This window comes from Pseudomonas sp. AE27, from assembly GCF_037113495.1.
In the GTDB taxonomy this organism is placed as follows: domain Bacteria; phylum Pseudomonadota; class Gammaproteobacteria; order Pseudomonadales; family Pseudomonadaceae; genus Aquipseudomonas; species Aquipseudomonas palmensis.
On record NZ_CP146966.1, the window covers coordinates 378123 to 390012 of the forward strand.

Sequence of the window (11890 nt, forward strand, 5' to 3'; positions counted from 1 at the left end):
GTTTTCAAGCGCATGAGCATGCGCTGTAGGGAAAGGTAAACAAAGATGGTACAGGTGAGAGTGCACCAGCCGGTCAACACCGACGGCAGTATCAATCTCGAAGCATGGCTGGATCATGTGGTCAGCGTCGACCTGGCGCTGGACCGGGAAGCCCTCAAGGCGGCCTGCGAGTTCGCTCAGGACATAGAGAAAAAAGGTAACCCGGCCAAGCATTCCTGGGCCGACGGTACCTCGAGCTTCCAGGCGGGCCTGGAGATCGCCGAGATTCTCGCCGACCTCAAGCTCGACCAGGACTCCCTCGTGGCGGCGGTCATCTACCGTGCGGTGCGTGAAGGCAAGGTGACCCTGGCCGAGGTGGGCCAGCGTTTCGGCCCAGTGGTGTCCAAGCTGATCGACGGCGTGCTGCGCATGGCGGCCATCAGTGCCAGCCTCAGCCCGCGCCATTCGCTGGTGCTGGGCTCGCAGGCGCAGGTCGAGAACCTGCGCAAGATGCTGGTGGCGATGGTCGACGACGTGCGCGTGGCGCTGATCAAGCTGGCCGAACGAACCTGCGCCATTCGTGCGGTGAAGGGCGCCGACGACGAGAAGCGCAACCGCGTGGCCCGCGAGGTGTTCGACATCTACGCGCCGCTGGCCCACCGCCTGGGCATCGGCCACATCAAGTGGGAGCTCGAAGACCTCTCGTTTCGCTACCTGGAACCCGATCAGTACAAACAGATCGCCAAGCTGCTGCACGAGCGCCGGCTCGACCGCGAGCGCTTCATCAGCGACGTGATGAACCAGCTGCAGAACGAGCTGCTGGCCACGGGCGTCAAGGCCGACATCAGCGGCCGGGCCAAACATATCTATTCGATCTGGCGCAAGATGCAGCGCAAGGGCCTGGAGTTCAGCCAGATCTACGACGTGCGCGCCGTGCGTGTGCTGGTGCCCGAGATGCGCGACTGCTACACCGCGCTGGGCATCGTGCATACCCTGTGGCGGCACATCCCCAAGGAGTTCGACGACTACATCGCCAACCCCAAGGAGAACGGCTACCGCTCGCTGCACACCGCGGTGATCGGCCCCGAGGGCAAGGTGCTGGAGGTGCAGATCCGCACCCATGCCATGCACGAGGAGGCCGAACTGGGCGTTTGCGCGCACTGGCGCTACAAGGGCACCGACGTCAAGCCCAGCTCCAACCACTACGAGGAGAAGATCTCGTGGCTGCGCCAGGTGCTGGAATGGCACGAGGAACTGGGGGATATCGGCGGCCTGGCCGAACAGCTGCGCGTGGATATCGAGCCGGACCGGGTGTACGTGTTCACCCCCGACGGCCACGCCATCGACCTGCCCAAGGGCGCCACGCCGCTGGACTTCGCCTACCGCGTGCACACCGAGATCGGCCACAACTGCCGGGGCGCCAAGATCAACGGGCGCATCGTGCCGCTCAACTACAGCCTGCAGACCGGCGAGCAGGTGGAGATCATCACCAGCAAGCACGGCAACCCGAGCCGCGACTGGCTGAACTCGAACCTGGGCTACGTCACCACCTCGCGGGCGCGGGCCAAGATCGTGCACTGGTTCAAGCTACAGGCCCGCGACCAGAACGTCGCCGCCGGCAAGACCCTGCTCGAGCGCGAACTCAACCGCCTGGGCCTGCCGCAGGTGGACTTCGAGCGCCTGGCCGAAAAGGCCAACCTCAAGACTGCCGAAGACATGTTCGCCTCGCTGGGCGCCGGCGACCTGCGCCTGGCGCACCTGGTCAACGCCGCGCAGCAACTGGTGGAGCCGGACCGCATCGACCACATTGAGCTGGTGCCGCGCAAGGCCACCGGCTACAAGCCGGGCAAGCGCGGGGATATCCAGATCCAGGGCGTGGGCAACCTGCTGACGCAGATGGCCGGGTGCTGCCAGCCGCTGCCGGGCGATGCCATCGTCGGCTACATCACCGTGGGCCGTGGGGTGACCATTCACCGCCAGGACTGCGCCTCGGTGCTGCAACTGGCCGGTCGCGAGCCGGAGCGCATCATCCAGGTCAGCTGGGGCCCGGTGCCGGTGCAGACCTACCCGGTGGACATCATCGTGCGTGCGTATGACCGCCCGGGCCTGCTGCGCGACGTGTCGCAGGTGCTGCTCAACGAGCGAATCAACGTGCTGGCGGTGAACACCCGTTCGAACAAGGAGGACAACACCGCGCTGATGTCGCTGACCATCGAGATCCCGGGCCTGGACGCCCTGGGGCGCTTGCTGGGGCGCATTTCGCAGTTGCCCAACATCATCGAGACGCGGCGCAACCGTACGCCTTGAGGGCGCCATTGCGGGGCAGGCCCGCTCCTGCAGGATCCTTGTGGGAGCGGGCTTGACCCGCGATGTGGCCAGACCTGCCGAACAGAGAGCACACGATGTACACCCTAGACGACCTGCTCCACCTCATGGCCCGCCTGCGCGACCCGCAGTACGGCTGCCCGTGGGACCTCAGGCAGACCTACGCCACGATCATCCCGCACACCCTCGAAGAAGCCTACGAGGTGGCCGACGCCATCGAGCGCAGCGACTTCGAACACTTGCAGGGCGAACTGGGCGACCTGCTGTTCCAGGTGGTGTACTACGCCCAGCTGGCCCGTGAAGAGGGCCGTTTCGAATTCGCCGGGGTGATCGACAGCATCACCCGCAAGCTGATCCGTCGCCACCCGCACGTGTTCCCCACCGGCGAGCTCCATGCGCCGCTGGACCTGCCACGGCTCGATGAAGAACAGGTCAAGCAGCGCTGGGAAGAGATCAAGGCCCAGGAGCGCGCCGAAAAGGGCGAGCCCGAACAACTGTCGCTGCTCGACGACGTGCCGGCGGCCTTGCCGGCCCTGTCGCGTGCGGCCAAACTGCAAAAGCGTGCGGCCCAGGTCGGATTCGACTGGGACGACCCGTTGCCGGTGCTGGACAAGGTGCGCGAGGAGCTGGACGAAGTACTCCAGGCCATGGCCGACAACGACCCGGCGGCGCTGGCCGACGAGGTGGGCGATTTGCTGTTCGCCACCGTCAACCTGGCCCGCCACCTCAAGCTGGACCCGGAAAACGCCCTGCGTGGCGCCAATCGCAAGTTCGAACGACGTTTCCGTTTTATCGAACAGGCATTGCGCGACATGGGGCGCCCGATTGAAGATTGCACCCTCGAAGACTTGGACGCGCTCTGGGGCGAAGCCAAACGTCAGGAAAAGAACCTGCCCAGCTGCGGCTGAGCTGTTGCATAAGTGAGTGAACACCGATGAGCCTTTCCCTTCGTGACCAACTGCTCAAAGCCGGCCTGGTCAACCAGAAGCAGGTCAAGCAGGTCAGCAAAGAACAGAAGAAACAGAAACGCCTGGAGCACAAAGGCCAGGTCGAAGTCGACGACACCCAGCAGCGCCTGGCCAAGGAAGCCATGGCCGAGAAGGCCAAGCGTGACCAGGAGCTCAACCGCCAGCAGCAGGAAAAGGCCGAGCAGAAGGCCCGTGCCGCCCAGGTCAAGCAGTTGATCGAGGTGTCGCGCCTGCCCAAGCTGACCACCGAGGACTACTACAACTTCGTCGACGACAAGAAGGTCAAGCGCCTGTCGGTCAACGCGTTGATGCGCAGCAAGCTGAGCAGCGGCTCGCTGGCGATCGTGCAGCATGGCGGTGGCTACGAGGTGATCCCGCGCGAGGCCGCGCTGAAGATCCAGGAGCGCGACCCGCAGCGCATCGTGCTGCTCAACACCCAGGTCGAAGCGCCGGATGCGGACGACCCGTACGCCGCCTACGTCATCCCGGATGACCTGATGTGGTAAGCCTGCTGGGCTAGACACGACAAACCCCGCCTCGGCGGGGTTTGCTGTTTCTGAAGACGGGGAATTACTGGGGTTGGCGCTTGGCTTCGAGGTACTCCAGTTCGATCCGGTAGCTGTGGGCTTCCTGTTCGTTGTGGAACATGCCGACCAGTTGGTCCTGCTGATGCACATCCCAGATACGCACGCCTGCGGCCAGGCCTTCGTGGGACAGTTTCGATTCATCGCGCTCAGTTACTTTGACAGTCATCTGCTAACTCCAAATCCAGTTAACTGCGGCACCGTGTCGCAGGTCTCTTTTATAGAATTTGTTAGCAGCCTAAGTAAATGCTTGGCGCATGAAACATCTTTCATGCCGCACGGTCGAGGCGACTCCTTCGCCAGCAAGGCTGGTGTCTGCAGGGAGGGCCACGCCACAAAAACAAAACCCCGCACAAGGCGGGGTTCCGGGTAATGCACGCTAGCGGCCTGTCAGCTGCCCTTGACCGACTTGCCGTCGACCGTGCCGTCCTGCAGCACGATCACGTACTCCTTGCCGTCGGTCTCGACCTGGCGCAGTTGCACCAGCAGGTAGTCCCAGTCCTTGGCGAACCACAGCTCGGTGACGCGCTTGCTCTGGCTCGGGTCGCGCACGCGCTCGACCTTGATCGCATCGACCTGGCCGGTCTTGGTGCTGACCTTCTCGGTACCCAGCACGCGGAAGTCGTAGGTGTCGATCTCGTCGCCATCCACCACCTGGTAGGTCATGCTCTTCTTGCCGGCTGCCACGTCATGCTGCAGGGCCAGTTGGTAGGACGACTTGTCCAGCACGCCGCGGTTGAGCGGCAGGTTGACCGCGTCGCCACGGTCGGAGCCGGTGATCTTCTTGCTCGACCAGTCGAAGTCCAGGTCGACCTTCTTGGCCTTGCCCAGGCCGCCACGTTCGAAGTGGTAGGTCTGCGGCAGCAGGGTGTCCTTGTCCAGGCGCAGGGTACTTTGTTCGGTCAGGCTGGCAATCATCATCGAGGCCTTGAAGTTGAGGCTCCAGGTCCCGTTGGCGTTCTTGGCCAGGCTGCGCTCGGCGGTGCCGCTCATGGGCAGTTGCTTCCAGTCGGCGGTGTAGCTGGCCGAAAAAGGCTTCAGATCGGCTGCCTGAAGCGGCAGTGCAAGCACGGCAAGTGCGAAGAGCAGGGCACGACGCATAAAATCTCCTAGGGTCGAATCAAGTGGCCGCTGGCCGCCAAGGGCTGGCCATCCAGTAGAGCACCGTGCTCGCCAAGGCGCAAACGGCCTTCGGCGAACCAGCGCACCGCCAGCGGATAAATCAGGTGTTCCTGGCTGTGAACCCTCTGGGCCAGTTGCGCCGGCGTGTCATCCGAGACTACCGGTATCACAGCCTGTACGACCAGTGGCCCGCCATCGAGTTCCTCGGTGACGAAGTGCACACTGCAGCCATGCTCGGCATCCCCGGCTTCCAGCGCACGCTGGTGGGTATGCAGGCCCTTGTACTTGGGCAGCAGGGAAGGGTGGATATTGAGCAGGCGGCCGTGGTAATGGCGCACGAAACCGGCACTGAGGATACGCATGAAGCCGGCCAGCACCACCAGCTGCGGGGCAAAGCCGTCGATCAGCTCGACCAGCGCCGCGTCGAAGGCCTCGCGGCCGTCGAAGGCCTTGTGGTCGAGCACGGCGGTGTCGATGCCCGCATCGCGGGCGCGCTGCAGGCCGTAGGCATCGGCGCGGTTGGAGATCACCGCGCGGATCCGCACCGGGCTGTCGCCGGTGCGGGTACTGTCGATCAGGGCCTGCAGGTTGCTGCCGGTGCCGGACAGCAGCACCACTACATCACAAGACGTGCTCGGCATCAGTGCGCCTTGAGGTTCTTCAGCTCGACCTGGGCGGCGCCTTCGGCAGCGGTGGCGATCTGGCCGATCACCCAAGGCTGCTCGCCGGCTTCGCGCAGCACGTTCAGGGCGTTGTCGACCTGATCCTGACCCACGCAGATCACCATGCCCACGCCGCAGTTGAGTACGCGGTGCATTTCGGTCTCGTCGACGTTGCCCTGCTGCTGCAGCCAGTCGAACACCGCCGGGCGCTGCCAGCTGGCCACGTCGACCACGGCCTGGGCGCCTTTTGGCAGCACGCGCGGGATGTTGTCGAGCAGGCCGCCACCGGTGATGTGGGCCATGGCCTTGACCGCGCCGGTGTCCTTGATCAGCTTGAGCAGCGGCTTGACGTAGATGCGGGTCGGGGCCATCAGCAGTTCGGTCAGCGGCTTGCCGTCGAGCTGGACGTTCTGGATGTCGGCGCCGGCCACTTCGATGATCTTGCGGATCAGCGAGTAACCGTTGGAGTGCGGGCCCGACGATGGCAGGGCGATCAGGGCGTCACCGGCAGCCACCTTGGAGCCGTCGATGATCTCGGCCTTTTCCACCACGCCGACGCAGAAGCCGGCCAGGTCGTAGTCTTCGCCTTCGTACATGCCCGGCATTTCAGCGGTTTCGCCGCCTACCAGCGAGCAGCCTGCCAGTTCGCAGCCGGCGCCGATGCCGGTGACCACGTCAGCCGCGGTGTCGACGTTGAGCTTGCCGGTGGCGTAGTAGTCGAGGAAGAACAGCGGCTCGGCGCCACACACCACCAGGTCGTTGACGCACATGGCGACCAGGTCCTGGCCGATGGTGTCGTGCTTGTTCAGGTTCAGTGCCAGGCGCAGCTTGGTGCCCACGCCGTCGGTGCCCGAAACCAGCACCGGCTGCTTGTAGCCGGCCGGAATTTCGCAGAGGGCGCCGAAGCCCCCCAGGCCGCCCATGACTTCCGGGCGCGCCGTGCGCTTGGCGACGCCTTTGATGCGTTCGACCAATGCTTCACCGGCGTCGATGTCTACACCGGCGTCCTTGTAGCTCAGGGAGGGTTGCTTGCTCATGATCCAGGCCTTTAGGGGGAGGGATTCGGGGGAATCGACCGGCACCTGCCAGGCATTGCGAGGGTTTTCCTGCTGCCTGAGCGTCGCCGGTCTGCGAAGGCGCGCGATTTTATCAGGGTTACCCGGTAGCGGCCATCCTCAGGCCGACGGGCAGGGCCTCATTCGACATAAAAACATTGATTCGGCACGGCGGCTGGTTGCCGCGCCATGGGCTGTATAAGGTATAGGTAATGAAATTTGACCGCAGGGCTGAATGTTTTACCCGCGGGGGTGGTCAGAGCTTCACTTTTCACTGACCGCGCTTTCTATTTACCTGGACAGGAATCCTCCATGCGTTTGCGTTCATACCTGGCCGTTGGCTGCCTTGCCCTGTTTGGCCTGAGCGTTCAGGCCGAAACCCTCACTGGCCTTTATCAGGTGCGCGAGCCGGTCAGCGGCGAGGGCACCGAAGCCCGCGCCCAGGCCACCCAGAATGCCCTGAGCACCCTGGTGGTGCGCCTCACGGGCGACCCCAAGGCGCCGCAGAGTGCGGGCCTGGCAGGGCTACGCAAGGACCCGCAGCAAATCATCAGCCAGTTCGGTTTCGAGGCCGGCCCGCCTGAAACCGTGCTGGTGGATTTCGACCCCGGCAGCACCGACCGGGCTTTGCGCCAGGCCGGGCTGGCCCTGTGGGGCAGCAACCGGCCGGCCATCCTCGGCTGGTGGTTGAACGACAGCGTGGGCGGTTCGAGCCTGGTGGGCGATGGCCAGAGCAGCGCCGAACCGCTGCGCCGCGCCGCGCAACACCGTGGCTTGCCGCTGCGCCTGCCCATGGGCGACCTGAACGAGCAACTGGTGGCCACTGCCAAGAACCTCGAAGGCACCGACCCCGCGCCCCTGCGCGAGGCCTCCGAGCGCTACGCGGCCGATGCGTTGCTGGCGGTGCATGCCACCGAGGGCGAGGGCAAATGGCAGGGCACCTGGCGCCTGTGGCTGGGCGACCAGCGCGAGCAGGGCAAGGTCGAAGGCGCCGATCAGGCCGCCCTGGCCGATGCGGTGATGCTGGCCGTCAGCACGCGCCTGGCGCCGCGCTTTGTCGCGCGGCCGGGCACCGGTGGCGAAAACCAGATACAGGTCCAGGGCATGACCCTGGAGCGCTATGCGCAGCTTTTGCAGACCCTTGAGCCGCTGGGCGGGCGCCTGACCTATGTGGACGGCGATACCCTGACCTACACCGTCAGCGGCACCCCCGAACAGGTGCGTGCGCAACTGGGCCTGGCCAGGCTGCAGGAGGTGCCGGCAGAGGCCGCCGCCCCAGCGCCGGTCGCACCCGCAGCCCCAGGCGAGGCCCAGGTGGCTGCGCCGGCACCGTTCACCGGTTTGCGGTTTCGTTGGCAGGGAGCGTGACTGAATGATGGATACACGCCGTTGGGTATGGGTGTTGGGGGTGCTGGTAATCGGCACGCTGCTGTACTTCTTGCACGGGATCCTCTCGCCCTTCCTTATAGGTATCGGCCTGGCGTACCTGGCCGACCCGCTGGTGGACCGGCTGGAGCGCGCCGGGCTGTCACGCACCTGGGGCGTGGTGGTGGTGTTCGCCCTGTTCACCCTGGTGTTCATGGCGATGCTGCTGGTGCTGATCCCGATGCTGGCCAAGCAGTTGGTGCGCCTGTACGAGCTGGCACCACAGATGCTCGACTGGTTGCAGCACGTGGCGCTGCCGTGGGTGCAGACGCGCCTGGGGCTGGCCGATGGCTTCTGGAAGTTCGACAAGATCAAGTCGGCGATCAGCGAGCACATGGGCCAGACCACCGACATCGTCGGCATCGTGCTCAGCCAGGCTACCGCGTCCGGGCTGGCGCTGATCGGCTGGTTGGCCAACATGGTGCTGATCCCCGTGGTGGGCTTCTACCTGCTGCGCGACTGGGACCTGATGATGGCCAAACTGCGCCGCCTGTTGCCGCGCCAGCGCGAAGAGCAGGTGGTGTCGCTGGCCCTGGAATGCCACGAGGTGCTCGGTGCGTTCGTGCGCGGGCAGTTGCTGGTGATGCTGGCGCTGGGGGTGATCTACGCCGCCGGGTTGATGCTGGTGGGCCTCGAACTGGGCCTGCTGATCGGTATCATGGCCGGGCTTGCGGCCATCGTGCCTTACATGGGTTTCATCATCGGCATCGGCGCGGCATTGATCGCCGGCATGTTCCAGTTCGGCGGCGATCTGTACCCGATGCTGGGCATCGTCGCGGTGTTCATGGTGGGTCAGGCCCTTGAAGGCATGGTGCTCACGCCGTTGCTGGTGGGCGACCGCATCGGTCTGCACCCGGTGGCGGTGATCTTCGCGATTCTGGCCGGCGGCGAGCTGTTCGGGTTCACCGGGGTGCTGCTGGCGCTGCCGGTGGCGGCGGTGATCATGGTGTTGCTGCGGCACATGCACGACCTCTATAAAGAGTCGGACATGTATGCTGGTGAAATCGACCCGGACCTTTGAAGGACACCCTGAGTGATGGAACATGAAACCGACCACGCCTGTGCATTGGCAGGCGTGATGGATGCATTGCCGCTGCTGGCCGATGACCTCGACGAGGATGAGGTGGCAGCGGCCCTGCAGCAGCAGGGCTACTCGCGGCACGCGGCCGAGAAGCTCACGATGTTCGTACCCTCGGCGTTTTCCTGGGTGGTGCTCAAGCGTCTGGGGCTCAAGGCGCTGCCCAGTCATTTCACGGCCTATGACCAGGACGACAATGCGGTGCGGATCCCGGTCGCCAATCAGCACTACTTCACCGCGGCGCTGACCCTGGCCTACAACACCTTCGAGAATGGCTGGAGCGCCGCACTACCGCGCAGCACCTTCCAGCGCGTTGCCGGGCGCAGTTCGGAGATGAACGCGGCCAACCAGGTACTGGATAAGGAAGGCTCGCTCGAAGGGGCGAGCATCAACACCGTGGAGCTGTTTCGCCTGAGTGCAGAGGAACTGCTGGAGGATTGACCCATGCCTGCCCCATATGCCGCGCAAGCCTTTGATTTTGCTAACGCATTGTGCGGTTGGCGTCACGGGTATAGACTTTGCGGACTTTTCACCAAAGGCCCCTTGCGGTTCCTCGGGACTGCCCAGCCAGCATGAAACCGATCCAGTTGCCCCTGGGTGTGCGTCTGCGTGATGACGCCACCTTCATCAACTACTATCCGGGTGCCAACGCCGCCGCATTGGGCTACGTCGAGCGACTCTGCGAAGCCGACGCCGGCTGGACCGAAAGCCTGATCTACCTGTGGGGCAAGCAGGGCGTAGGGCGTACCCACCTGCTGCAGGCCGCGTGCCTGCGCTTCGAGCAACTGGGCGAGCCTGCGGTGTACCTGCCTCTGGCGCAACTGCTCGATCGCGGCGTGGAACTGCTCGACAACCTGGAACAGTACGAACTGGTGTGCCTGGACGACCTGCATGTGATTGCCGGCAAGCCGGACTGGGAAGAGGCCATGTTCCACCTGTTCAACCGCCTGCGCGACAGCGGCCGCCGCTTGCTGCTGGCAGCGTCCAGCTCCCCCCGGGAACTGCCGATCAAGCTGGCCGACCTGAAGTCGCGCCTGACCCTGGCGCTGATCTTCCAGATGCGCGCCCTGTCGGATGAAGACAAGCTGCGTGCCCTGCAGTTGCGCGCCTCGCGCCGGGGCCTGCACCTCACCGACGAAGTCGGCCATTTCATCCTGACCCGAGGCACGCGCAGCATGAGCGCACTGTTCGACCTGCTCGAACGCCTCGACCAGGCTTCACTGCAGGCGCAGCGCAAGCTGACCATCCCGTTTTTGAAAGAGACATTGGGCTGGTAGGGCCGGCCCAGAGCCTCGGCACATAAAAGTCACATTTTTTTCGATTGAATTTGCAAATCGATCCGATAGAAGGCATAGTCTCGGCTTCATCAAATTCAAGCCACGGTCGTGCCCATGCTAAATCGCTTCGCACCCCTCGTGCCCCTCGCACTTGTGACCTTGCTGTTCGGCTGCGCGACCACCGGTCCCGTCACCCACCAGCAGGCTCCCGCTCCAGTTGCTGCCCAGGCTGCCGCCAAGCCTTCCACCGCCGCGTCGGTGTTCGAAGAAGAGCTGGCCACCGAGCAGGACCTGGAAGCGTTCTCCTCCAGCACCAAGCCCTACGAACTGCCAGCCCTGGCCGACAACATTCTCGAACGTGGCATGTCCCTGATCGGTACCCGCTACCGTTTCGGCGGCACCTCGGAGAAGTCCGGCTTCGACTGCAGCGGCTTCATCGGCTACCTGTTCCGCGAAGAGGCCGGCATGAACCTGCCGCGCTCCACCCGCGAAATGATCAACGTGAAAGCCCCGCTGGTTGCGCGCAACAAGCTCAAGCCAGGCGACCTGCTGTTCTTCAGCACCAATGGCCGCGGCCGCGTCAGCCACGCCGGCATCTATCTGGGCGACGATCAGTTCATTCACTCCAGCAGCCGCCGCAGCGGTGGCGTGCGCATCGACAATCTCGGTGACCGCTACTGGAGCAAGACCTTCATCGAAGCCAAGCGCGCGCTGGCCATGGCACCGACTACCCTGTCGCGTAACTGAGTCTGCGCGTGATGTCCCGCACGGCGGCGTAGCTGAAAAGCTCGCCGCCGTGCGTGTTTACAGAAAACGTCTAATCTAGTTTCTCACCTATTTCCGACTTGGGGTCGGGCGGCTTCAGACAGGATGTTCTGACTATGTCGATACTCGCGCGCGTTGCTGTACTTTCCCTGGCGGCCCTGCTGGGTGCCTGCTCCAGCCATGCCCCGCAGAAACCTCAGGTGGTCGAGCCGAAGGTGATGGCGCCCCAGGTGTATTTCTCGCCAGTGGCCGAGGATGTGCTGTTCCGGGCCCTGGGCCTGGTGGGCACGCCTTACCGCTGGGGCGGCAATACCCCGGACTCGGGGTTCGATTGCAGCGGGCTGATTGGCTACGTGTACCGGGACGCGGCGGGTATCGCCCTGCCGCGCTCAACCCGCGAGATGATCGGCATTCGTGCCCCGGACATCGACAAGGGTGCGTTGCAGTCGGGCGACCTGGTGTTCTTCGCCACCAATGGCGGCACCCAGGTGAGCCATGCCGGTATCTACGTGGGCGAGGGGCGTTTCGTGCATGCACCGTCAACGGGCGGTACGGTGCGCCTGGACTACCTGTCCAACAGCTACTGGCAGAAGACCTACCTCAACGCCAAGCGCGTGCTGCAGCCGGCGCACCTGGCGCGCAATCCCTGA

The 11890-nt window shown here is 64.4% G+C and carries 13 protein-coding genes; 9 read left to right on the top strand and 4 right to left on the bottom strand.

Going from position 1 to position 11890, the window contains the following annotated elements; translation table 11 throughout:
• Nucleotides 1–45: 45 nt before the first annotated feature.
• From relA to V9K84_RS01750, 3 genes are all read left to right on the top strand, one after another.
• The gene (gene relA / locus V9K84_RS01740; protein ID WP_054914700.1) at nucleotides 46–2286 is read left to right on the top strand and encodes a GTP diphosphokinase; all 2241 of its coding nucleotides are present in this window, start codon (nucleotides 46–48) and stop codon (nucleotides 2284–2286) included.
• A 95-nt stretch (nucleotides 2287–2381) separates the two neighbouring features.
• Nucleotides 2382–3212, top strand: coding sequence for a nucleoside triphosphate pyrophosphohydrolase (gene mazG, locus V9K84_RS01745; protein ID WP_043862555.1), 831 nt, complete (start codon nucleotides 2382–2384; stop codon nucleotides 3210–3212).
• 26 nt (nucleotides 3213–3238) lie between these two features.
• Nucleotides 3239–3778 carry a DUF2058 domain-containing protein gene (locus V9K84_RS01750; RefSeq protein ID WP_043862554.1) on the top strand — a complete coding sequence of 180 codons (540 nt, stop codon included), beginning with the start codon at nucleotides 3239–3241 and terminating at the stop codon, nucleotides 3776–3778.
• Nucleotides 3779–3842: 64 nt separating this feature from the next.
• On the opposite strand, the gene V9K84_RS01755 is transcribed toward V9K84_RS01750, so the two are convergent.
• From V9K84_RS01755 to purM, 4 genes are all read right to left on the bottom strand, one after another.
• The gene (locus V9K84_RS01755; RefSeq protein WP_043862553.1) at nucleotides 3843–4025 is read right to left on the bottom strand and encodes a hypothetical protein; all 183 of its coding nucleotides are present in this window, start codon (nucleotides 4023–4025) and stop codon (nucleotides 3843–3845) included.
• Between the two features lie 221 nt (nucleotides 4026–4246).
• Nucleotides 4247–4957, bottom strand: a complete 711-nt coding sequence (locus V9K84_RS01760; protein WP_043862552.1) for a DUF3108 domain-containing protein — start codon at nucleotides 4955–4957, stop codon at nucleotides 4247–4249.
• A gap of 8 nt (nucleotides 4958–4965) precedes the next feature.
• Nucleotides 4966–5619: a phosphoribosylglycinamide formyltransferase gene (gene purN / locus V9K84_RS01765; protein WP_054914698.1), complete on the bottom strand. Its 654-nt coding sequence runs from the start codon at nucleotides 5617–5619 to the stop codon at nucleotides 4966–4968.
• The gene (purM, locus tag V9K84_RS01770) at nucleotides 5619–6677 is read right to left on the bottom strand and encodes a phosphoribosylformylglycinamidine cyclo-ligase (protein ID WP_043862550.1); all 1059 of its coding nucleotides are present in this window, start codon (nucleotides 6675–6677) and stop codon (nucleotides 5619–5621) included. Before purM ends, purN begins: the two co-directional genes overlap by 1 nt.
• A gap of 330 nt (nucleotides 6678–7007) precedes the next feature.
• Here purM and V9K84_RS01775 point away from each other — a divergent pair, with 330 nt between their 5' ends.
• The 6 genes from V9K84_RS01775 (at nucleotide 7008) to V9K84_RS01800 (ending at nucleotide 11890) form a co-directional block, all read left to right on the top strand.
• A complete protein-coding gene (locus V9K84_RS01775) occupies nucleotides 7008–8063 on the top strand; it encodes a DUF2066 domain-containing protein (protein WP_058541003.1) in 1056 nt (351 codons plus the stop codon).
• 4 nt (nucleotides 8064–8067) lie between these two features.
• The gene (locus tag V9K84_RS01780) at nucleotides 8068–9141 is read left to right on the top strand and encodes an AI-2E family transporter (protein WP_043862548.1); all 1074 of its coding nucleotides are present in this window, start codon (nucleotides 8068–8070) and stop codon (nucleotides 9139–9141) included.
• A 15-nt stretch (nucleotides 9142–9156) separates the two neighbouring features.
• Entirely contained in the window at nucleotides 9157–9639 is a 483-nt protein-coding gene (locus V9K84_RS01785) for a hypothetical protein (protein ID WP_043862547.1), read from the top strand.
• Between the two features lie 131 nt (nucleotides 9640–9770).
• On the top strand, nucleotides 9771–10475 hold the full coding sequence (gene hda, locus V9K84_RS01790; protein WP_043862546.1) for a DnaA regulatory inactivator Hda: 705 nt from the start codon (nucleotides 9771–9773) through the stop codon (nucleotides 10473–10475).
• A 114-nt stretch (nucleotides 10476–10589) separates the two neighbouring features.
• Nucleotides 10590–11222, top strand: a complete 633-nt coding sequence (locus V9K84_RS01795) for an NlpC/P60 family protein (RefSeq protein ID WP_043862545.1) — start codon at nucleotides 10590–10592, stop codon at nucleotides 11220–11222.
• A 134-nt stretch (nucleotides 11223–11356) separates the two neighbouring features.
• On the top strand, nucleotides 11357–11890 hold the full coding sequence (locus tag V9K84_RS01800; protein WP_054914695.1) for a C40 family peptidase: 534 nt from the start codon (nucleotides 11357–11359) through the stop codon (nucleotides 11888–11890).

What these genes read in the sequence shown, in the direction of transcription:
- relA (WP_054914700.1), top strand. Translation starts at nt 46, where the DNA reads ATGGTACAGGTGAGAGTGCACCAGCCGGTCAACACCGACGGCAGTATC.
- mazG (WP_043862555.1), top strand. Translation starts at nt 2,382, where the DNA reads ATGTACACCCTAGACGACCTGCTCCACCTCATGGCCCGCCTGCGCGAC.
- V9K84_RS01750 (WP_043862554.1), top strand. Translation starts at nt 3,239, where the DNA reads ATGAGCCTTTCCCTTCGTGACCAACTGCTCAAAGCCGGCCTGGTCAAC.
- V9K84_RS01755 (WP_043862553.1), bottom strand. Translation starts at nt 4,025, where the DNA reads ATGACTGTCAAAGTAACTGAGCGCGATGAATCGAAACTGTCCCACGAA.
- V9K84_RS01760 (WP_043862552.1), bottom strand. Translation starts at nt 4,957, where the DNA reads ATGCGTCGTGCCCTGCTCTTCGCACTTGCCGTGCTTGCACTGCCGCTT.
- purN (WP_054914698.1), bottom strand. Translation starts at nt 5,619, where the DNA reads ATGCCGAGCACGTCTTGTGATGTAGTGGTGCTGCTGTCCGGCACCGGC.
- purM (WP_043862550.1), bottom strand. Translation starts at nt 6,677, where the DNA reads ATGAGCAAGCAACCCTCCCTGAGCTACAAGGACGCCGGTGTAGACATC.
- V9K84_RS01775 (WP_058541003.1), top strand. Translation starts at nt 7,008, where the DNA reads ATGCGTTTGCGTTCATACCTGGCCGTTGGCTGCCTTGCCCTGTTTGGC.
- V9K84_RS01780 (WP_043862548.1), top strand. Translation starts at nt 8,068, where the DNA reads ATGATGGATACACGCCGTTGGGTATGGGTGTTGGGGGTGCTGGTAATC.
- V9K84_RS01785 (WP_043862547.1), top strand. Translation starts at nt 9,157, where the DNA reads ATGGAACATGAAACCGACCACGCCTGTGCATTGGCAGGCGTGATGGAT.
- hda (WP_043862546.1), top strand. Translation starts at nt 9,771, where the DNA reads ATGAAACCGATCCAGTTGCCCCTGGGTGTGCGTCTGCGTGATGACGCC.
- V9K84_RS01795 (WP_043862545.1), top strand. Translation starts at nt 10,590, where the DNA reads ATGCTAAATCGCTTCGCACCCCTCGTGCCCCTCGCACTTGTGACCTTG.
- V9K84_RS01800 (WP_054914695.1), top strand. Translation starts at nt 11,357, where the DNA reads ATGTCGATACTCGCGCGCGTTGCTGTACTTTCCCTGGCGGCCCTGCTG.